The 19,139-nt window shown below is 40.0% G+C and carries 21 protein-coding genes; 8 read left to right on the top strand and 13 right to left on the bottom strand.

Annotated features, from left to right (window positions below):
* Positions 1-217 precede the first annotated feature (217 nt).
* Positions 218-1,420 carry a tetratricopeptide repeat protein gene (locus Q0954_RS27110; RefSeq protein WP_299462649.1) on the bottom strand — a complete coding sequence of 401 codons (1,203 nt, stop codon included), beginning with the start codon at positions 1,418-1,420 and terminating at the stop codon, positions 218-220.
* A gap of 290 nt (positions 1,421-1,710) precedes the next feature.
* Positions 1,711-2,469 (bottom strand): 3-oxoacyl-ACP reductase FabG, encoded by a 759-nt coding sequence (fabG, locus tag Q0954_RS27105; protein WP_299462646.1) that lies wholly within the window; start codon positions 2,467-2,469, stop codon positions 1,711-1,713.
* A gap of 148 nt (positions 2,470-2,617) precedes the next feature.
* Here fabG and Q0954_RS27100 point away from each other — a divergent pair, with 148 nt between their 5' ends.
* Entirely contained in the window at positions 2,618-3,727 is a 1,110-nt protein-coding gene (locus Q0954_RS27100) for an oxygenase MpaB family protein (protein ID WP_299462644.1), read from the top strand.
* Positions 3,728-3,754: 27 nt separating this feature from the next.
* Here Q0954_RS27100 and Q0954_RS27095 read toward each other — a convergent pair whose 3' ends face one another.
* The 6 genes from Q0954_RS27095 to mltG all read right to left on the bottom strand — a co-directional run bounded on the left by Q0954_RS27095 (position 3,755) and on the right by mltG (position 8,850).
* Entirely contained in the window at positions 3,755-4,906 is a 1,152-nt protein-coding gene (locus tag Q0954_RS27095; protein ID WP_299462641.1) for a hypothetical protein, read from the bottom strand.
* 8 nt (positions 4,907-4,914) lie between these two features.
* Positions 4,915-5,391 (bottom strand): 6-carboxytetrahydropterin synthase, encoded by a 477-nt coding sequence (locus tag Q0954_RS27090; RefSeq protein WP_299462638.1) that lies wholly within the window; start codon positions 5,389-5,391, stop codon positions 4,915-4,917.
* Between the two features lie 119 nt (positions 5,392-5,510).
* Positions 5,511-6,071: a DUF3037 domain-containing protein gene (locus Q0954_RS27085; RefSeq protein WP_299462635.1), complete on the bottom strand. Its 561-nt coding sequence runs from the start codon at positions 6,069-6,071 to the stop codon at positions 5,511-5,513.
* Positions 6,068-6,859 (bottom strand): HipA family kinase, encoded by a 792-nt coding sequence (locus Q0954_RS27080; RefSeq protein ID WP_299462633.1) that lies wholly within the window; start codon positions 6,857-6,859, stop codon positions 6,068-6,070. The genes Q0954_RS27085 and Q0954_RS27080 overlap by 4 nt, the downstream gene beginning before the upstream one ends.
* Positions 6,860-6,874: 15 nt before the next feature.
* A complete protein-coding gene (gene mtgA / locus Q0954_RS27075) occupies positions 6,875-7,573 on the bottom strand; it encodes a monofunctional biosynthetic peptidoglycan transglycosylase (RefSeq protein ID WP_299462630.1) in 699 nt (232 codons plus the stop codon).
* 269 nt (positions 7,574-7,842) lie between these two features.
* Positions 7,843-8,850: an endolytic transglycosylase MltG gene (gene mltG / locus Q0954_RS27070; RefSeq protein ID WP_299462627.1), complete on the bottom strand. Its 1,008-nt coding sequence runs from the start codon at positions 8,848-8,850 to the stop codon at positions 7,843-7,845.
* Positions 8,851-9,290: 440 nt separating this feature from the next.
* On the opposite strand from mltG, the gene Q0954_RS27065 reads away from it, so the two are divergent.
* Positions 9,291-9,920 (top strand): L-threonylcarbamoyladenylate synthase, encoded by a 630-nt coding sequence (locus Q0954_RS27065; protein ID WP_299462624.1) that lies wholly within the window; start codon positions 9,291-9,293, stop codon positions 9,918-9,920.
* Positions 9,921-9,931: 11 nt separating this feature from the next.
* Here Q0954_RS27065 and Q0954_RS27060 read toward each other — a convergent pair whose 3' ends face one another.
* On the bottom strand, positions 9,932-10,129 hold the full coding sequence (locus Q0954_RS27060; RefSeq protein WP_299462621.1) for a hypothetical protein: 198 nt from the start codon (positions 10,127-10,129) through the stop codon (positions 9,932-9,934).
* 142 nt (positions 10,130-10,271) lie between these two features.
* Between Q0954_RS27060 and Q0954_RS27055 the strand changes: the two genes are divergently transcribed.
* Together Q0954_RS27055 and Q0954_RS27050 are read left to right on the top strand one after the other, a co-directional pair.
* Positions 10,272-11,306, top strand: a complete 1,035-nt coding sequence (locus Q0954_RS27055; protein WP_299462618.1) for a patatin-like phospholipase family protein — start codon at positions 10,272-10,274, stop codon at positions 11,304-11,306.
* Positions 11,307-11,466: 160 nt separating this feature from the next.
* Positions 11,467-11,874, top strand: a complete 408-nt coding sequence (locus Q0954_RS27050; RefSeq protein ID WP_299462615.1) for an STAS/SEC14 domain-containing protein — start codon at positions 11,467-11,469, stop codon at positions 11,872-11,874.
* A 63-nt stretch (positions 11,875-11,937) separates the two neighbouring features.
* On the opposite strand, the gene Q0954_RS27045 is transcribed toward Q0954_RS27050, so the two are convergent.
* Positions 11,938-12,831 (bottom strand): lysophospholipid acyltransferase family protein, encoded by an 894-nt coding sequence (locus Q0954_RS27045; protein ID WP_299462612.1) that lies wholly within the window; start codon positions 12,829-12,831, stop codon positions 11,938-11,940.
* Positions 12,832-13,006: 175 nt separating this feature from the next.
* Between Q0954_RS27045 and Q0954_RS27040 the strand changes: the two genes are divergently transcribed.
* The 4 genes from Q0954_RS27040 (at position 13,007) to Q0954_RS27025 (ending at position 17,382) form a co-directional block, all read left to right on the top strand.
* A complete protein-coding gene (locus Q0954_RS27040) occupies positions 13,007-13,564 on the top strand; it encodes a 3'-5' exonuclease (RefSeq protein ID WP_299462609.1) in 558 nt (185 codons plus the stop codon).
* A gap of 10 nt (positions 13,565-13,574) precedes the next feature.
* Positions 13,575-14,240, top strand: coding sequence for a WbqC family protein (locus Q0954_RS27035; protein WP_299462607.1), 666 nt, complete (start codon positions 13,575-13,577; stop codon positions 14,238-14,240).
* A 244-nt stretch (positions 14,241-14,484) separates the two neighbouring features.
* The gene (locus Q0954_RS27030) at positions 14,485-14,637 is read left to right on the top strand and encodes a hypothetical protein (protein ID WP_299462605.1); all 153 of its coding nucleotides are present in this window, start codon (positions 14,485-14,487) and stop codon (positions 14,635-14,637) included.
* A 219-nt stretch (positions 14,638-14,856) separates the two neighbouring features.
* A complete protein-coding gene (locus Q0954_RS27025) occupies positions 14,857-17,382 on the top strand; it encodes an ATP-dependent Clp protease ATP-binding subunit (RefSeq protein ID WP_299462603.1) in 2,526 nt (841 codons plus the stop codon).
* Between the two features lie 70 nt (positions 17,383-17,452).
* On the opposite strand, the gene Q0954_RS27020 is transcribed toward Q0954_RS27025, so the two are convergent.
* The 3 genes from Q0954_RS27020 to Q0954_RS27010 all read right to left on the bottom strand — a co-directional run bounded on the left by Q0954_RS27020 (position 17,453) and on the right by Q0954_RS27010 (position 18,941).
* Positions 17,453-17,590: a hypothetical protein gene (locus Q0954_RS27020; protein WP_299462600.1), complete on the bottom strand. Its 138-nt coding sequence runs from the start codon at positions 17,588-17,590 to the stop codon at positions 17,453-17,455.
* 71 nt (positions 17,591-17,661) lie between these two features.
* The gene (locus Q0954_RS27015) at positions 17,662-18,396 is read right to left on the bottom strand and encodes a polyprenol monophosphomannose synthase (RefSeq protein WP_299462597.1); all 735 of its coding nucleotides are present in this window, start codon (positions 18,394-18,396) and stop codon (positions 17,662-17,664) included.
* A 212-nt stretch (positions 18,397-18,608) separates the two neighbouring features.
* Complete coding sequence (locus Q0954_RS27010) at positions 18,609-18,941, bottom strand: WG repeat-containing protein (protein ID WP_299462594.1); 333 nt, start codon at positions 18,939-18,941, stop codon at positions 18,609-18,611.
* Positions 18,942-19,139: the final 198 nt, after the last annotated feature.

Genomic DNA, 19,139 nt, shown 5'->3' with positions numbered 1-19,139 from the left:
GACTTTTTTTAGTTTTATTTTTCTTTAATGACATTGTTTGTTGACTTTGAATGGTCAACCTATATTAGGCACGCACATTGAACGCCCTCTTGAACACTAAAAAAGCTTTTTACTTGCACTCAAATAGTGCAGGTAAAAAGCTTTTATATATCTGGCTACATTACATTTAGCAACAAACATTACCACTACTCGTAGCTCTCTGCTTGCCACTTACTTACTACCTCTTCCTCTTCTTAAAACCCTTTCGGGCATATTTATACGCCTGCGACTCCATTTTATTTTTTGGGTAGCCCAACATAGCCGCTTGCTGCAAATCTTTTTTAATTTCTCTTTTACGATGATTGGTGCGCATTTTGGCCACCCCACGCAAATACCAGGCACGGGCATTTTGGGGCTGCTTGCTTATCAGTAAGTTACAATCTTTGATAGTATGCGCATAATCTTCCTGACGCAAAAAAGCCTCGGCACGCAAACCATAAAAACGTACACTGTCGGGATAGGCTTCCAAAGCTTTGGTGTAATCGTTAATGGCAGGATCATATTGCGCAAGTGCGGCATGATATTGTGCCCGCTCTACATAGTGTAAAGCATTGTTAGGTTCCATTTCCATCACTTTGTTTATTGCCCTGATGGCTCCTCTGTAATCTTTGCTTGCTGCCTTGCAATAAGCACTTAATGAATACTGATAAGGCTTCATATTTTTAGCGTCTTTTTGCTCCAGATAGTCCAGGTCTTGCGCACTACGCATGTAGTTGCCAGCCAAAAAAGCCGCGTACGCTCTTTGACGATAAGAATCAAGAATACTGGGCTGTAGTTGAATAGCCTTGCTGAAATCTTTGATTGCCTGCGTATATTTTTGGGATTCCATGAGACATTGCCCTCTGCCATAGTACAAAATGGCTTGCTGAGGGTCATAGTTAATGGCACTGGAGTAATCTTCTATAGCTTTAGGGGTAAAGCCAATTTCTTTGTAAGCTTCGGCACGGTAGTTATAAGCCATGGCGCTCTTGGGGTTCAAACGTAATGCTTGAGTATACTCCTGAATGGCAGCCTCATACTCGTTTTGCTCGTGATAAATAGCCCCTTTGTATAAATAAGGAGCAGACTTATGGGGGTTAAACTGAGTGGCTTTTACAAAGTCATTAAAAGCCTTTTTGTAATGTTTTTGCAGCATGTGGGTCTTGCCCCGCTCAAAATAAGCATCGGCAAAGCCAGGGTTTTGTTTAATTGCCAGGTTAAGCGAACGCAAGGCATTGTTAAAATCGCCTAATTGCAAGTCTAACTTCCCTTTTTGATAATTTTCGTTTGCCTGGATGTAGTAGCTGTTACTTTGCTTATATATTCTTTGGGCTTGTACGTGGGTATGAGAAATAAAAAAGATACCGCTTAGTAAAATGAATAGATTGACCTGGTGTTTCATATATATTTTGTGATGTTGCTTTTGATAATAACGGACTCAATACAAAAAAAGGTGTAAGCTTCAAAGACAAAAAACCAAACTTTATACCAAACCCTCACCAAATAATATAACATTATTTCGCTCGAATAACAAATCGCAGGTAATAGATGAGTACTACCTGCGATTTAATTCACATGAATTATTTCACGTATATATACCCCTGTGATACAGGTATAATACTACCAACGAAACTGAATGCTCAAAGACAGTTAGTTTTCGATGAACCCCCGTACTTGGCGTACCAAAGGTCGTTACCCCAGGTATGTTCCACCGTCAGCAGTAAGGGTTTGCCCAGTAACAAAGCTGGAAGCTTCACTGGCAAAAAACAAAATCACCTTGGCTATTTCTTCAGGTTTGCCCAAACGACGCAAAGGTACTCGTTGCTTCATCTGCTGGCGCAACTCATCGGGCACAGTGGCAAGCATGCTGGTATCGGTAGGGCCAGGAGCTACTGCGTTTACTGTGATGTTGTGTTTGCCCAACTCACGCCCCCATACTTTAGTCATTCCTATTACCCCAGCTTTGGCCGCTACATAATTGGTTTGCCCAAAGTTGCCATAAATACCCACCACCGAGGCAAGGTTTACAATTTTACCATAGTTGGCTTCCATCATATATTTAGATGCTGCCTTGGTACAATTAAACACTCCCGTAAGGTTTACATCTATCACTTGTTGCCATTGCTCTGGCGTCATCTTCTTAAAAGAAGCATCTCTTACTATTCCTGCATTATTTACCAAAATATCTATCTGCCCAAACTCTTCTGCTACTTTTGCGCAAGCACTTTCTACCGATTCCAAGCTAGTAATGTCTACCCCTTCCATAAACATTGCCCGCTTACCCTTTGACTTGAGCAAGCTCACCGTAGTTTGGGCTGCTTCTACCTTTACGTCCCATATTACTACAGCTGCACCTGCTTCGGCCAGCATAATAGCGGCGGCTTGTCCTATGCCTTGGGCTGCTCCAGTCACAATTGCCACCCTGTCTTTTAATACATTGGTACTATTCATTGATATAAAGTTTTAGAGTATGAAGTCATTTCAACCCGTCAATTTAAAATGAAAATCGGGGGTGTGCAAGTTGCTCCAACATTTTTGTATTTCGTCAAACAATTGGTTTCATCAACTCATTATATAGTTATATAATTCTATTCACATTATGAAAATACACCCACACGCCCCTTTGTTACACTTGCCTGATTACCAAACCCCTACTCACGAAATACTGGCTGGGCTTAAACAACAAGGCGATCCTGAAGCTGATGCTGTGATTAAATTTTTGTTTACCAACCAACAAGCCAAAGTGCTCAATCAACTCATGCAACAGCTACAGCTCAACCGTGACTTGACCAATCAGTCACTGCCCACTGAGGTAAAAGTTTTTTTTGAAAACGCCGGGCAAATTCCCACTTGGGCAGATGATGATTTATTGGCACAAGCAAGCCGTTTCTTTACCCAGTATGCCCACCAGTTTACCTCTATGCTTAGTTTTTTATCGTTGCCCTATACTTATGCTGCCGCTCACGGGGTACAAGTACTTTACCTGACCAAGCGAATGCACCATGACGTAACCCGTAGACTACATGAAACCGCTCGTTTTTTATTGGATGTTACTGCCCTCAACGCTTTTACTCCTGAGGGCAAAGGCATTGTAAGCAGCCTCAAGGTAAGGCTTATGCATGCCGCTGTACGGTACCATTTGGCAAAACGCCCCCAATGGAAAGCTACCTGGGGTGTGCCTATCAATCAAGAAGAAATGGTGGGCACCAGCTTATCTTTTTCAGTATTGCCTATTTTGGGTTTGCAAAAAATGGGAAATCATCTCAACCAACGTGACATGACTGCTTACTTACATTTGTGGAAAGTAGTGGGAGTATTTTTGGGCAATGAGGCGCTATATTTACCCAATAGATATAAAGAAGGAATTCAACTTGAAACGCTCATCAGACAACGCAACTTTGCCCCATCGCCCGAAGGCAAAACTTTGACCCAGGCACTGATACAGTCATTAGAAAAATCACTGGGCAAACGTTTTCCAAAGGGCTTTGTCACAGCATATATGCGTTTTTTACTGGGTGATGAATTGGCAAATATGGTGGGAGTGCCTCCGTATAATTGGACAAAGGCTTTGGTGAACACATTTAGGGCAAGTAATGTTTTTAAGACCCTCTCTCCTACCCCGTCTACTGCAGGCCAGGAGTTTTTACAACAAATGCAGTACTTTTTGAAAAAAGACCCGGTCGAATTTAAAATTCCGTTGGTGGTTTAGAACAATGATCAAGCACGCATCAACCTGTTATTGTTTGATCTGAAAACTGTCCATCAGTTGCTTCGCTATTTTGTCATAATGGGCTGCTTGTGTCGCGGGGTAGGTAAAAGTTGCCTGTAGAATATTATATTGATTGGCACCTACCATAGGCGTGAGCAGTAGTTTTTGGTAAATAATATTACCTTCTTTGTCAACTCCTTTACCTACCCAAACACCTTCGCCTTTGGCTTGCTCATTGAGCCCTTTCTCTCTATAATGCCTTAGAGATAGCATAAGTTTTAGGTATTCATCAAAAGCCTTTTTTTTATTTTTATCCCCGTATGCTACCCCACTATGTTTAATACTCAGCAAAGCTTTACCATCGGCAGATTCAAACTGTTCACCCATATATTTCTTCCAATCTTTGCTCACAAAGTGCAATACCTTGGCAGGAAACTGCACACAATAAGGCAGCTTGTTATGACAATATAGCCAATAATCAATGCCTTCTATGCGTTGGGGTGTGCCTGCTTGCATCATAGAAAACTGAGTAGTTTGTTTCACCACTTTTGCCCCATTGCCAAAGCTCAACCAATACCTTTTGGCAACATTTTTATACGCCTCATTTTGCATTATATCACCCACTTGCTCTACCAACAAACGCCCCTGTAGCAAGCTCAAACGAGCCGAAGTATGCACCCGCCATTTTTTGCGCCCTACAATGTCATACCCTATAGCCTTGCCTTTTGGCGTATAATACACCAAAGTATAGTATTGTCGCCCATAATAATTGTCCTTATCTTTGACCTCCAGAGCCAACAATAAAGTAATGATATTTTGGGGGTTGTCGTACTTGAGCCTGCCTATGCAATAAGCGCGTGTAGAGCTGGTGTCTAGCCTAGGTATCGAGTCATTTCTGATATGCCCCAGGTCATTTACAAAAAATGCCTGAAAATAGTCTGCCGGAATTTTGGTCAAAAAACTCGGAATATAATATTTGCTCATGACATAAGTAGTAGCACTCCCTTTATCATACAAAGTTTTAGGCTGGGTAATGGGTACATCTAAAAATGGCTGAAGCTTAAGCTCAGGAAAATGACGGGTAAAAATAGCAAAAGATGGAGGCTTGTTTTGTGCTACCGCAAAATGGGTGCTCAGCCACACAAAGCATATCAATACTCTTAAAAACAGGTTGTTCATAGGTCGCTTTAATCCTGCCTCACTACATTAGGCTCTTGCAAGCGTAAGTCTTGGTAGTGCTCCAGCCCTTCGCCCATGTATTCTACCGAATTGTTTTTGGTTTCTACCAGCTTGAGGTGATGCAAAGTAGTACGGGGCGACTCTTGTTGAATGGCAGGGGCGAGCCGTTTCCAAAACTCAATGATGAGTATTTCACAACTGGGCATTTTGCCTGCCAAAAAGTCTACATCTAAGTTCAGGTTTTTGTAGTGAACTTTCTCGATAATCTCTCGTCTGACAATTTTACTCAGCACCTTGTAGTCAATCACCATTCCTGTTTCCAGGTCGGGCATTCCTTTAACAGTTACCACCAGTTCGAAGTTGTGTCCGTGCCAGTTCTGATTGGCACATACCCCAAAAAGAGCTTCATTTTGTTCCTTGCTCCAGTTAGGGTTATATAATTTATGGGAAGCATTAAAAGTTTCTCGTCTGCAAATGTATACCATTTTTCTTGAATTCTTTTTTGGCAAAGATACGCTTTTTTTAGCAGATAACTTTCTTTGATGGTTGGGGGTTGGGTAGGCTGTAAGTTTTTAGGTGAAAAAGAGGGATTAGAAGGTTACCTTTACTCCTCTTTATGTTTTTGAGTCGACTTTTTGTACTTGCTTTGTTGCCGTTCAATATATAGTCTTTTTCTTTCCTCTATTTTACTATCTCTAATCTTTGGTTGCGATTTTATCACATTACCACTTATAACTTTAGCAGGAGTATCATTATACACATTCAGCTTATAAGTCTCCAACAAATTAACCATCACTTGATTAATGTCTTCGGAATATAAGAGGCTGGTGTATATTTTAGAAAACTGCAAAACCGTGGCATCTTCGGGCAAAAATTCTATTTGAATAAAACGCTCAAGGTTCTCTTCAATTGCTCGTTTGGTAGCTGAATTAAACTCTGCTGTAATTACATGGGCTCTTTTAGTTAAACCATCCAAATAAGCTTGAATATGAGACGTAGAAAAATTGGGATAAAGGTGGATTAAAGCATTCAACCGTTGTTCGGAAGATGTAAAAACAACTTGCCCCTGTTCAGGGAAAAACACTAATATGCCAATATTCACCGATTCTTTTAATACTTGAGAATGGACATAACGTAAAACAGCATATTTAAAAACGGTATTCATGATAGTGTACTCCTTAAAATATCTATAAACTGAGAGGGTTGCGCTTTTATTATCCTTAAAAACCTTTTGATCAACTGATAGTTTCCTATCGGATGCTTATATTTTAGTAACTGATTTGCATAGCTGTCCAATATATTTACTGGCAAATACCTGAGATACTCTTCAAATATGGTAAAATAATACTCTTGACTACTCCCCTGATTTAGCATTTGGTAAAAAATATGATCACCATATCGATTCATCAGTTTTTTAGCTCTAAAATGTTCAATATGCGCCTCAGTATATTGAAAACCCAGTTCGTGATCGATTAAATAAAAGTTGGTTTCTGTAAGCAAAATATTGGGTTTGGCAATTCGTCTATCCCAGTTGGCAATCAACATATCAAACGCATAAATATTGGCTATTTCGTCTGCTTCGAGCTCATACATGGGCAATACAGAATCTCTATTATAAGCAGTATTGCCTTCTATATACTCGCTTCCAAACTTTATCCTTTGGTCTTTGGTGTCTAGCACTTCCTGCTGTTCTTTTGTAAGCCAAAACTTAAAATTATCAGAAAAATGGATAAACGCAGCTTTTGGGCAAGGCAGGTCAAATTGTTTTGCCAGTACATTTGCGTATACTTCATTAGCTACAGGTGCTACCTGGTCTACATGCTTCTCAGTAAACATTTTTACCACATAAGCTTTAGGCTCGTCTTTTACCAAAACTTCTACCAACCAAGGTTTTGTAGAACCTCCCTTCTCAATAATTTTATGTACAGTTATAGCCTCATACACTGGCAACATATCACTACTTTTTGATTAAAACTTTCGCAAACCCTTTAGGTAGTTTGCCCCACCCAACAAACGCATTTGATACAAGGTGTGGCGCTGCCGCAAACGTACTGTACCACTAGGATTTGTAATGAGGTATTTACGCGGATTGGGCAACACCGCAGCAATGAGGGCGGCTTCGGCAGAAGTGATTTTTTTGGCGTTTTTTCTAAAATAACGCTTGGCTGCCTGCTGCACCCCAAAAGTACGTGGGCCTACTTCTATAATGTTTAGGTACACCTCCAGAATACGTTGTTTGCCCCAAATCAACTCTATCAAATAAGTAATAGGCACCTCAAGGGCTTTGCGTAAATAACGGTCGTATTTAAAGCCTTGCCACAAAAACACATTTTTTGCCACTTGTTGGCTAATGGTGCTCCCCCCTCTGCGTTGTTTACGTGCCACTTTTAGAGCAGTCCAGTCTATGCCATGGTGGGTAGGAAAACGCTGATCTTCGGACGCCACCACCGCTACTTTTACCGGGTCGGCTATGTTTTCATAACTTACCCAGGTATAATGAATGGTGGCATCTTTGCCTGTAAACAGCGCATGCATGCTTCGATAAAACATGGTAGAAGTATAGCCTACGGGCACAAACTTAAAGAATACCACAAAAAACAGCATCCCAAAGAAAAATACTAAAAAGCTTCTCCACAGGATATGGGTTATTTTTTTGATCATTTTCATTGGATTCAAGTTACTTTTAGTAATAACAAGCGACATTGCCCACCTGCCAAAGCCTCCTTAAAAGCAAACGCACTGCTATGCTTTTACCTAAGTAAACCTACAAAAATAATCTGAGCCATAAAACGGTATCTTTGCCGAGTGGACTTCCTCAAAAAACAGTTCCATAGCTTGGGCTATGCAAAGGTTTTTTGACTCGCCCACTCAACAAATATTTTGTTTTATTGGCACATCTTATTTTTTCCGCTTTACTAACACTGATTGGCTGCTCTTTACTTGATCCTTCGCATGTTCAAAGCGCGGTGGTAAAGCCGGGCATTTCGATTGTGTTGCGCGTTGGTTTTGGCAAACGCATGGTAGCCCGAAAAATCGGCCTTGGCACAAAAAAACAAATAATCGTGCTGTTCGTAGTTCAATACTGCATCTAACGAGGCTATCGAGGGCACATTGATAGGGCCAGGGGGCAAACCTTTGTATTTGTAGGTATTGTAGGGCGACTCTACCTTTTTGTGGCGATTCAGTACTCGTTTGATGGTAAAGTCTTTCATGGCAAACACCAGGGTAGGGTCTGCTTCAAGGGGAATCTCTTTTTGCAAACGATTGATGTACACTCCGGCTATTCTGGGTTTTTCGTCATTTTTGTTAGTTTCTGCCTGTACTATCGAGGCAAGCACTGACACTTCTTTTGGCTTTAGCCCTATATTTTTGGCTTTGGCCAACCGCTGGTCATTCCAAAACTTTTTATACTCTTTGTGCATTCGGTCGAGCAATTGTTTAGGCGATATATTCCAGTATACCTGATAAGTATTGGGCAAAAACATAGAGACAATCGTGGTGGTGTCAAAGCCGTATTTTTTGACCACTTGTGGGTCGTTCAGTAATTTGCCAAATTCGCCCGCCTGAAAAGGCAACTCTTTGCTTACCTTTTCTACCAAATCTTGCTTCAAGCGTACACTATTGAAGGTAAGCCTGACCGGGCTCTGCAAACCAGCCCGTAACATGCGCACTGCTTCCAGATTGGTCATATTTTGTTTAATCAGGTAACGCCCCGGCTTTACATTGTCCTGATACTTTAACAACTTAGACAAAAACGCAAAAGAGACGGTGTTTTGTACCAAATCTCTTGCCTTGAGCGAGTCCAGCACTGTTTTAAAGTTTGCCCCTTGGGGTATATATAAATAGGCGTCTTTTTTATCTACCTGAAAATTGGGAGTACGCACCAATTGATACCCATAAAAAGTAATAGAAACGGTGATCATAGACACAGCTATCATCACCATAATAAATATTTTCCTCCGTCGACTCATAATAACAAACAAAAGACTTAGTTTTCGCCCCGAAAAATACAAATTTTATTCGGCTATGGCACTTTACAATTCAAAATGTTTTGCAAGCAAAAACTTTACAGTTTAAAAAAAAAGCAATATTTTTAATTTTATGCCTGATTCAAAAAATAAACCCATCTTGCGCTTTCTTATGGACGACAAAACCCCTGTTTTTTTGCCCTAAGGTAAAAGCATGAAGGGTTCAAAAACAGATCAACAGCGAATTTATACTAAGATGAAAGTGATTACCTGCGGTGAGCTCGTCACAGCAAGCTGTAGACTCGGTTTTAGGATTTACAGGATTGATTAATGTTGGTATTCAGGCAATTAGTCAAAATCCATCCTCAAAACCATTTTTGTTTAAGTTTTAACAACCCTCAAAAATTGTAAGCCCTATGATAGCAACACTTTTTAAAACTCATCCTGACAACCCCGAAATGCGTAAAATAAGCCAGGTGGTAGAATGCTTACGCAGTGGTGGGGTGATTATTTACCCTACTGACACTGTATATGGGTTGGGGTGTGATATTCACAATCAAAAAGCAGTAGAAAAAATTTGTCAGATAAAAAAAATCAACCCTAAGAAACGCAAAAACCTATCATTTATATGTAATGACCTCAGCCACATTGCCGAGTATGCCCGTATAGGAAATGCCACTTTTAAGCTTATGAAAAAAGCTTTGCCTGGTCCTTATACTTTTATACTTGAGACCAGTAGCCGGGTACCTAAAATTTTAAATATCAGCAAAAAAAACGTAGGAATACGCATTCCTGATAACAATATTGCCCGTCTGATTGTAAAGGAACTAGGCAACCCTATCATTACGAGTTCGGTACTTGCCGAAGACGAAGTAGTGAAGTATCTGACCGACCCTGAAGATATTTATGAACAATACAAACACAAGGTAGACATGGTGATTGACGGAGGTAATGGCCGTAATGTGGGCTCTACGATTGTAGATTGCAGCGACGATAATGTGACGGTACTTCGTCAGGGAGCAGGAGATATTATGCAGTTTATATAAACATTCAGACTTTAAAACACGCAAAAAACACCAATTTTTGGCACATCTAAACCAAACGTTGGTGTTTTTTGTTGTACTGCGCAAGGGACAAGTTTTAAATTAAGCAACACAAGGCGCCATTTATCAGTATAAGCTGTATGCTCTATGGTGTATAAATTAGTTAAAAAATCAACCAGCATTTTCAATCGTAAAATAAGTATTTTTTCCAAAATTATAGCTATGTTCTTATCTTATTATAATAATTTTCAAAAAAGTCATGCTTTCAAAAAATCTTGCCTATGGCGTTCGCCTCTTACGCCTGTTAAAATGACACAACCAATTCAGTTTATCATACTTTAAAATCTATCTATAATGAAAAAAACAGCATTAATCCTGCAAGGTGGGGGCGCCCTTGGTGCCTACCAATATGGTGTTATTAAAGGTTTTTACGAAAAAGACAAAAATTTTAATCCAAGTATCATCACAGGAGTATCTATAGGGGCTATCAACGGAGCTGTGATGCTTGGCGGCAAACTGGGTCCAGTAAAGTCGCTTGAAAAGTTATGGGATACACTCAAAACCCCCTCTTCTTCTTTTATTCCACCAAAGTGGCGTAGTTCTATCTCAAAATTTGGAAACCCTAATATGTATTTTATCAATCCCGCATTGATGTTCTCGCCACTGACTGCCCAAAGCATTTACGACATCAGTCCTTTTTGTAAGCTGTTGAATGAAATCATAGACTTTGACCAGTTAAACACCCACCCCAGTACCTTAATCATAGAAACAGTCAATGTGGAGTCGGGGCAACTGGAGAGGTTTTCAAACAAAAGTGAAGAAGGGCTGACCATCGATAAGATCATTGCCAGTATGAGTATTCCACCCAATTTTCCGGCAGTAAAAATAGACCAGGATTACTATTGGGATGGGGGATTGTATGCCAATATGCCATTAAGCCCGGCAATTAACCATTTGGAAGCACTGGAGAGCGAAAACGGTGAGACTATCACCGAAAGGGAATTAATAGTGGTGAGTTTGTTTAGAAAAAATGCCCAAATGCCCTCCAATATCAACGAAGTAACCGAGCGAATCAAGGAGATTATTTTTGCTGGAAAGCTTAACCTTGACAAAAAAATGTTTGAGCAAATGAACGATTGTATTGACCTGATCAAGGAAATAGACAAAGACCTGAACAAAGACAGCAAAGTAAGAGAAAATAAGGTCTACCAAAAATTGTTGAATCACAAAAAAATCAATCCTCCTCTTGTGTTAGAATACCGTGCTGAGGGGGTGATAGGTACAGACGATTTTAGTGAGCAAGCAATGGACTTTAGAGTAAGGCAAGGTTACCGTGATGCAGTGGCTACGCTCAAAAAACCACGGGAAGTTGCCCTCTCTCCCAATTAGCTCATGCAAACAATGTTTGTACTACACAATCGTGAAGTTGATTACAAGTAGCAAAAAGCGTAATTTTAACCCTTACCTATACTTGTAATCTTTTCTTGATTCAGTTATATTTAACTCTACCTATATTTTTACTTAACAACCATTAAAAAACAATTAAATTATGCTTTATTATGATAAAAAATGGTGCAAAATCTCATACCATGCCGATGTACCCTGTATACAGCTAGACTGGTGCGGTTTTGCTACTGGTGAAAAGTTTCGAGAAGCCTGCAATGCTGCGCTTGCACTATTGAAAGAAAAGAAAGTCAGCAAAATGATTGCTAACAATAGCCAGGCTAAACTGGTGTCGTTAGAAGATCAAAAATGGATGAATGAAGAGTGGTTTCCACAAGCTTATGCTGCGGGTTACCGTACATCGGCAGTGGTGGAGTCAGAGAATATATTCAATGAAGTAGCCGTAAAAAACATTGTTAACAAAATGGAAAACGGCAAGTTTACCGTACAATACTTTCATAACCTTGAACGCGCCAAAGAGTGGCTCAAGGATTTTAAAGTTGAACTGGTATAATACGCACCAATATTCCCAAACAATCAGGCATTATTGCCTGATTGTTTTCACTTAAGAGTATATCTAATTCTCTAGGGTTGATTTCTGAGGATGCTTGTGCTTCCAACGTTTGTGTGACCATAGCCACTGATCAGGGCAAGCTTTGATGTCTTGCTCTACCAAATGGGCAAATCGCTCAATAATCGGCATATCTTCTGCCGAAGCAGGTTTGTCGTAAGGAGGGTCGGCAAGTGCTTGAAAGCTTACCTCATAATACCCTCGCTTTACCCGGCGAATACTGGTGTATACTACAGGAAACTTTACCTTACGGGCAATGCGTTCGGAGCCAATAAAAAAAGCCGTCTCTTGGTGCAAAAACTCTGTCCAATAGTTTGACTCATTAGGCAACGGGCGTTGATCAGCAACCATTGCTACCACCCTCGGTTTGCTTCCATCTTTCTTACTTTTAATTACATTTCGTAACACCATATTCATAGGGGTTGGGTCTGCCCCAAACTTGCTCCGAATCTTAATCATCAAACGGTCAAAAAACTGGTTGCTCAAAGGGCTATACACTGCATCTACCCCAAAGCCCGATTTCACCAGCAAATAAGAACAAGCCAACAACAACCACTCCCAGTTGCCACTGTGTGGTGTCATTACAATTACCGAAGTGCCACTCTTAAGTCGCTCTTCCAAGATATGGTAATCTTTGTAACTCACTCGCTTTTGCAGCTGCCGCTCGCTCAACCCTACCACCTTCAGGCTTTCTACTATAATATCGCCCAGATTGCGGTAAAACCTTCGGGCAATTTTCTTAATTTCTTTGTCTGATTTCTCAGGAAAAGATTTTTTCAGATTATCAATTACTACTGCTTTGCGGTAGCCTATCACACTAAAAGCCAGCCAACCTATAAAATCAGCCCACAGGTACAGTACCCAAAAAGGCCACAGGGCAAACAACCTTATCAACAACATATTTCTCTCTTATTACAACTCTGGTTTATACAAAAGCCTTGCACTAAAAACGTGCAGGGCATGAGCGATCAAAATTACACATAATGTTGTTTGTAAACATACTTTCTCAAAGGTATATTCATTTTTTTAGCTTATATTTCGCTTTATTTTACACCAAGAAACAAGCAAAAGCGATATGGTATATATCATTGTTGACCTGGAAGCTACCTGTTGGGAAACACGAGAAAATCGCGCCAATGAAACCATAGAAATAGGCGCGGTATGTATTGGCAATGAAGGTGAGTGGGTAGATGAATTTGATACTTTTGTAAAGCCGGCCACTCACCCAGTATTATCAGATTTTTGCACCCAACTTACGTCTATTACTCAAGAAATGGTAGACAATGCTCCATTGTTTCCAGAAGCACTTGACGATTTTCAACAATGGATAAGCCACTGTGCCAATGGAGATCAATATGTATTGTGTTCGTGGGGATATTATGATCGGGTGCAATTTAAAAACGACTGTCTCTTGCACAACTTACCTACTCAATGGCTGGCCGCACATATTAGCCTTAAACACCAATACGCTGATATTAAAAATATGCGGCGACCCATTGGCATGAAAAAAGCATTGCAAAAAGAAGGGTTGTCCCTTTCGGGGACTCATCACCGGGGCATTGATGATGCTAAAAATATTGCTGACATTTTTTTGATCTATCAGGACTTCTGGACGATGCCTCCAAACAATTGACAATTTAATAATGACACAAAAAAATCAAGATACCCTTGTACTCGACCTGCAGTATTTTCCCTGTATAGCTTATTTTGTTCAGTGGCTCAAATACCCTAAGGTATGTATTGACATACACGAAAACTACGAAAAGCAAAGCTATCGGAACCGATGTTATATCATGTTAGCCAACAAAGTCGCGTGTTTATCTGTTCCTGTAGTCAAGGGCAACCGAAAACAGTTGTATAAAGACCTGCAAATAGACTATGACCAAAAATGGTTGGTGCAGCATTGGCGCTCTATAAGCTCAGCTTATGGCAAGGCTCCTTTTTATGAATATTTTGCCGATGATTTTCATAACATATTGCACAAAAGACCCCGATACCTGGTAGATCTAAACCTTGAATTGCTGACAAAGTGTCTCAAATTATTAAAAATGCCAGAAAGTTTTGATTTATCTAATAATTACATAAATTTAAACCATACAGAAGGCTTTCGAGAGGGTCGTTCTGCCATTCACCCCAAAAAAGGGTTCCAACCTGACGGACAGTATGGCACTTTTAATTACGCTCAGGTGTTTGGCAAACAGTTTGTGCCCAATCTAAGTGTTTTAGACCTCTTGTTTTGTGAAGGTCCCAATGCTGGTTTCATATTACAAAAAACCTTGGAAATGCAACCAGATACAGCACCGGAATAAACCAGTAACAACTAAACATCGTATGTAGTAGAATACAGTTTGAATATGACTTAATGAAAAACAGATAAAAACAACCAATTCATTTGTTTAGAAACAAGTTCATGAGGGTTTGTTTAAAATTTATCTAATAACAGGCATTTTTCGTGATTTTTCGCTCTATTATATTGTTAAATCAACTCTGAGTATGAAACTCATTAAAAATTGCTCTAAGTAACGGACAAAAAATAACCTTTCGATTTAGGAAATGACCTTTACTACTGATACTTCGTTATTTTTATTGCCCGTAGCGCTGCCCGAATCAAGTTCGGGGTTCAAGCTCTACGAGCGCAAAAAATGCCTCGCCTCAGTAGCAAATCTCTACCTCCAAATAGATACTTTATTTTTCAACCGTTACTAAATACGGAAATTTAAACAAGCTCTTAATTTAAGTACTCTTCATTTTGTAAGCTTTAGCTAAATAGAAAAAAATTGCAAATGCCGCTATCAATCCTCCTACTAAATCAAAGCATTGGTTTGTTGGAAATTTATTCGGAAAAGAAGTAAGTACAATACAATATAAATCAACTATCATAATGGTAGTTGGGAAAACTAAATTTAAAATATTATTCTCTGAATTATGGAAGCAAAATTCTCTAACAGAGTTAAAGAAGTCATATCACTCAGCCGTGAAGAAGCCCTTCGCTTGGGTCATGACTACATTGGCACTGAACACTTGCTTTTGGGAATGATCAGAGAGGGAGAAGGAGTTGCGATAAATTTATTAAAAAAATTGGGAATTTCTTTAGATGAACTAAGAGCCTCGGTAGAACAGGCCACCAGAGGAAATGCCACCAATAATGTAAAAAATTTAGCCAACATTCCACTTACTCGTCAATCTGAGAAAGTCCTAAAAATCACTTATTTAGAAGCAAAAATTTTCAAAAGCCAACTCATTGGCACCGAGCATTTACTGCTCTCTATTTTAAGAGATGAAGATAACATTGCCACTCAAATATTAAGTAAATTTGATATTAATTACGAATTAGTGAGAGAACACCTTGAGTATCGCATTAACCACCCAATGGATGCTGCTGATGCCGATGACGGCGATGAAGATAGTTCTCGAATGTTTGGTGGTGGTCAAGGAAAAGAGTCTATGAAATCATCTGAAAAATCAAGAACACCTGTACTAGACAATTTTGGTCGCGACTTGACCAAACTTGCCGAGCAAAACAAGCTTGACCCTATTGTAGGTAGAGAAAAAGAAATTGAGCGCGTAGCGCAGATATTGAGTCGCCGCAAGAAGAACAACCCTATTTTGATTGGTGAGCCTGGGGTAGGTAAAACAGCCATTGCTGAAGGACTCGCCTTACGCATTGTTCAAAAGAAAGTATCGCGTGTGTTATTTGGTAAAAGGGTGGTTACGCTTGACCTTGCGTCGTTGGTAGCTGGTACCAAATACCGTGGACAGTTTGAAGAAAGAATGAAGGCGGTGATGAACGAGTTAGAAAAATCACCTGAAGTAATTCTTTTCATTGATGAACTACACACCATTGTAGGTGCAGGTGGAGCTTCAGGCTCGCTTGATGCCTCTAACATGTTCAAACCTGCATTGGCACGTGGCGATATTCAATGTATTGGTGCTACTACTCTTGATGAGTACCGTCAATACATCGAAAAAGATGGCGCATTGGCCCGTCGTTTCCAAATGGTAATGGTAGAAGCTACCAGCCCTGACGAAACGCTTGAGATTTTGAATAATATTAAAGAAAAATACGAGGATCATCACCACGTATACTATACCGAAGAAGCTATAGCTGCTTGTGTGAAATTGTCTGACCGCTACATTAGTGATCGTTTTTTGCCTGACAAGGCAATTGATGTACTAGATGAAGCCGGAGCAAGGGTACACATTAGCAACATTCAGGTTCCTGAAACTATTTTGAATCTCGAAGAACGTATCGAAGATATCAAAAAAGAAAAAAACCAGGTAGTAAAGAGCCAACAATACGAAGAGGCTGCCCAACTGCGTGACAAAGAAAAACGCTTGATTGCTGAGCTTGACCAGGCAAAAGTAGATTGGGAAGAAGAAACCAAGAAAACACGCTATGAGGTAAGCGAAGACAGTGTAGCCGAAGTAGTGGGTATGATGACTGGTATTCCAACACAGCGTATTGCACAAAAAGAAAGTGCTCGAATCCTGAAAATGGGTGAGAAACTAGAAGCGCGTGTAATTGGTCAGGATGAAGCCATTAAGAAACTGGTAAAAGCGATTCAACGTACCCGTGTAGGACTCAAGGATCCTAAAAAACCCATTGGTACATTTATCTTCTTAGGTCCTACTGGAGTAGGTAAAACAGAGCTTGCCAAGGCATTGGCTACTTATTTGTTTGACAAAGAGGATTCGCTGATTAGAATAGATATGAGTGAGTATATGGAGAAATTCTCGGTATCTCGCTTGGTTGGAGCGCCTCCGGGCTATGTGGGTTACGAAGAAGGTGGTCAATTGACCGAAAAAGTTCGTCGTAAGCCTTATAGTGTAGTATTGCTCGATGAGATTGAAAAAGCGCACCCTGATGTGTTTAATATTTTGTTACAGGTGTTAGACGACGGAATCTTGACTGATGGTTTGGGTCGCAGAGTTGACTTCAAAAACACCATCATTATTATGACTTCAAACATTGGAGTACGTGATTTGAAAGATTTTGGTGCAGGGGTTGGGTTCTCTACTCAAGCTCGTCAGCAAGCCCAAGGCGAATTGATGCAGAGCACCATCAAAAACGCTTTAAGAAAGGCATTCTCGCCTGAATTCTTGAATCGTTTGGATGATGTAATCATTTTTAACTCGCTTAACCGTGAGCACATTCACTCTATTATTGATGTAATGCTTAAAGAAGTATTTGCCAGAGTAGAAGCTTTGGGGTACAAAATTGAGCTTACTGAAGAGGCTAAAGATTTCTTGTCTGACAAAGGATACGATCCACAGTATGGCGCTCGTCCATTGGCACGTGCCATCCAAAAGTACCTGGAAGACCCGATAGCAGAAGAGATTTTGAAAGGTGTAAACGAAGGCGATACTATTTTGGCGCATTACAAAGGCGAAGGCGAAGAGTTGACGCTGACCGTAAAAAAACCAGAAGAGACTAAACCAGAAGCTGAGTAAACAACACAGCTTTCAAATAAATATACAAACCCGTTCATTGTTGAACGGGTTTTTTTATGGCTCTACTCAATTACTGATTTGCAATGGCTCCTCCCCTGCTTTCGCTACTTTTAGGCTTATCGCTGGTAAGGTAGCTTGATGCAATAGAGGCTGCCCCAAATACTTTTAGATTGATTAGGGTTTTTAGACTTGAATATAAGCGTATCATAAACCGAACTTGTGAGGCCTTAGATACCAACGAATATAGAGATGCTCAACACAGCTAAATGCTCCGGTTGGCTAAGAAGGGGTATAGCTTTTAAAAAAGCTTTTGATTTTCATTTGAAGTACGCCCAGCAAAGCTTCTTTAAAAATACCTGACGACATTTTAGATTGTCCACGGGTACGGTCGGTAAAAATAATGGGGACTTCTTTTATTTTAAAACCAAATTTCCAAGTCAAAAACTTCATCTCAATCTGGAAGGCGTATCCTACAAAACGGATAGAGTCAAGCCCGATGGTCTCTAGTACTTTACGGCGGTAACATTTAAACCCTGCTGTAGTATCTTGAATGGGCAAACCAGTGATAAACCGGACATAATAACTGGCAAAATAAGACATCAGTACTCTGCCCATAGGCCAGTTTACTACGTTTACTCCCTGAATATAACGCGAACCTATGGCCAGGTCGTTGCCTTCTTCGCTGCATGCCTTGTAGAGGTGAATCAAGTCATTGGGATTGTGCGAAAAGTCGGCATCCATTTCGCAAATGTATTCATAATTGCGTGCCAACGCCCATTTAAACCCATGTATATAAGCAGTGCCTAGCCCAAGTTTGCCTTTGCGTTCTTGAATAAAAAGACGGTCAGGATACTCGGTTTGGAGTTTTTTTACTGCATCAGCAGTTCCATCGGGCGAGCCATCGTCTATCACAAGGAGGTCAAACGCTGTAGGCAATGAAAAAACTTTTCTGATAATATCCTCTATATTTTCAATTTCATTATAAGTGGGTATCACTACTATGGGGTTCTGCATCTTTCTATTCTTTTACACACACGCTTTCTTTACCAGTGATTATACAGTAAAATTGGGGGTTAATTGGTAGATAATCAAAGGTTTAACAGTTTTTAACTTTGGCTCAAATGTGTTTGTATTTGGCAACAGGCATCAAAAGTAGTGAAATATTGGTATTGTAAAAAGCGATTGGCAGTTTTAGGGGACAAGGTGTGGGGTGGAGAAGTGTTACGTTATTTTTTCAAAGGATTTATGATTACTCCATATTTATTGTCTTTTTCTACTATAGCAAGCCCTTCCGAAAAACTATTGGCTGATTCGAACTGGTTATCAATTATCAACTTGCCTGTCGTATCAATAAAACCCCATTTACCATTCTTTTTTACTGCAGCAAGTCCTTCCGAAAAATTTTTTACCTGAGTATAAATATATTGAACCACTAGTTTTCCAGTACGGTTCATGAAACCATATTTAGATGTATAATGATTATGAACCCATACCAAGCCTTCGGAAAAATTACCTACTCTATTGTGATATGGAACAATGAGTTTTCCGGTACGATCCATAAAACCATGTGAGCCACCACTTATTCTCACTTTAGATAAACCGCCTGCAAAAGCTTCTGCCCAATCGTAGTGTTGACGCTCGACTAGTTTGCCATTTTTATCAACATAAAGCCTATGATTACTTAAAACTCTACAGATTATTCGTTACCAAATGAAAACCTGTTTAGGGCATCATTGACTTGTTCTGGAGAGATGTCT

The organism is uncultured Microscilla sp., assembly GCF_947493425.1.
Taxonomy (GTDB): domain Bacteria; phylum Bacteroidota; class Bacteroidia; order Cytophagales; family Microscillaceae; genus Microscilla.
This window is presented reverse-complemented; position numbering and strand designations above follow the sequence as displayed.

Coding starts and splice junctions, on each gene's coding strand:
- Q0954_RS27040 (WP_299462609.1), top strand. CDS start 13,007: ATGGTATATATCATTGTTGACCTGGAAGCTACCTGTTGGGAAACACGA.
- Q0954_RS27095 (WP_299462641.1), bottom strand. CDS start 4,906: ATGAACAACCTGTTTTTAAGAGTATTGATATGCTTTGTGTGGCTGAGC.
- Q0954_RS27090 (WP_299462638.1), bottom strand. CDS start 5,391: ATGGTATACATTTGCAGACGAGAAACTTTTAATGCTTCCCATAAATTA.
- Q0954_RS27045 (WP_299462612.1), bottom strand. CDS start 12,831: ATGTTGTTGATAAGGTTGTTTGCCCTGTGGCCTTTTTGGGTACTGTAC.
- Q0954_RS27080 (WP_299462633.1), bottom strand. CDS start 6,859: ATGTTGCCAGTGTATGAGGCTATAACTGTACATAAAATTATTGAGAAG.
- Q0954_RS27020 (WP_299462600.1), bottom strand. CDS start 17,590: ATGATACGCTTATATTCAAGTCTAAAAACCCTAATCAATCTAAAAGTA.
- Q0954_RS27055 (WP_299462618.1), top strand. CDS start 10,272: ATGAAAAAAACAGCATTAATCCTGCAAGGTGGGGGCGCCCTTGGTGCC.
- Q0954_RS27025 (WP_299462603.1), top strand. CDS start 14,857: ATGGAAGCAAAATTCTCTAACAGAGTTAAAGAAGTCATATCACTCAGC.
- mtgA (WP_299462630.1), bottom strand. CDS start 7,573: ATGAAAATGATCAAAAAAATAACCCATATCCTGTGGAGAAGCTTTTTA.
- Q0954_RS27010 (WP_299462594.1), bottom strand. CDS start 18,941: ATGGATCGTACCGGAAAACTCATTGTTCCATATCACAATAGAGTAGGT.
- mltG (WP_299462627.1), bottom strand. CDS start 8,850: ATGGTGATGATAGCTGTGTCTATGATCACCGTTTCTATTACTTTTTAT.
- fabG (WP_299462646.1), bottom strand. CDS start 2,469: ATGAATAGTACCAATGTATTAAAAGACAGGGTGGCAATTGTGACTGGA.
- Q0954_RS27085 (WP_299462635.1), bottom strand. CDS start 6,071: ATGAATACCGTTTTTAAATATGCTGTTTTACGTTATGTCCATTCTCAA.
- Q0954_RS27065 (WP_299462624.1), top strand. CDS start 9,291: ATGATAGCAACACTTTTTAAAACTCATCCTGACAACCCCGAAATGCGT.
- Q0954_RS27110 (WP_299462649.1), bottom strand. CDS start 1,420: ATGAAACACCAGGTCAATCTATTCATTTTACTAAGCGGTATCTTTTTT.
- Q0954_RS27015 (WP_299462597.1), bottom strand. CDS start 18,396: ATGCAGAACCCCATAGTAGTGATACCCACTTATAATGAAATTGAAAAT.
- Q0954_RS27035 (WP_299462607.1), top strand. CDS start 13,575: ATGACACAAAAAAATCAAGATACCCTTGTACTCGACCTGCAGTATTTT.
- Q0954_RS27030 (WP_299462605.1), top strand. CDS start 14,485: ATGACCTTTACTACTGATACTTCGTTATTTTTATTGCCCGTAGCGCTG.
- Q0954_RS27100 (WP_299462644.1), top strand. CDS start 2,618: ATGAAAATACACCCACACGCCCCTTTGTTACACTTGCCTGATTACCAA.
- Q0954_RS27050 (WP_299462615.1), top strand. CDS start 11,467: ATGCTTTATTATGATAAAAAATGGTGCAAAATCTCATACCATGCCGAT.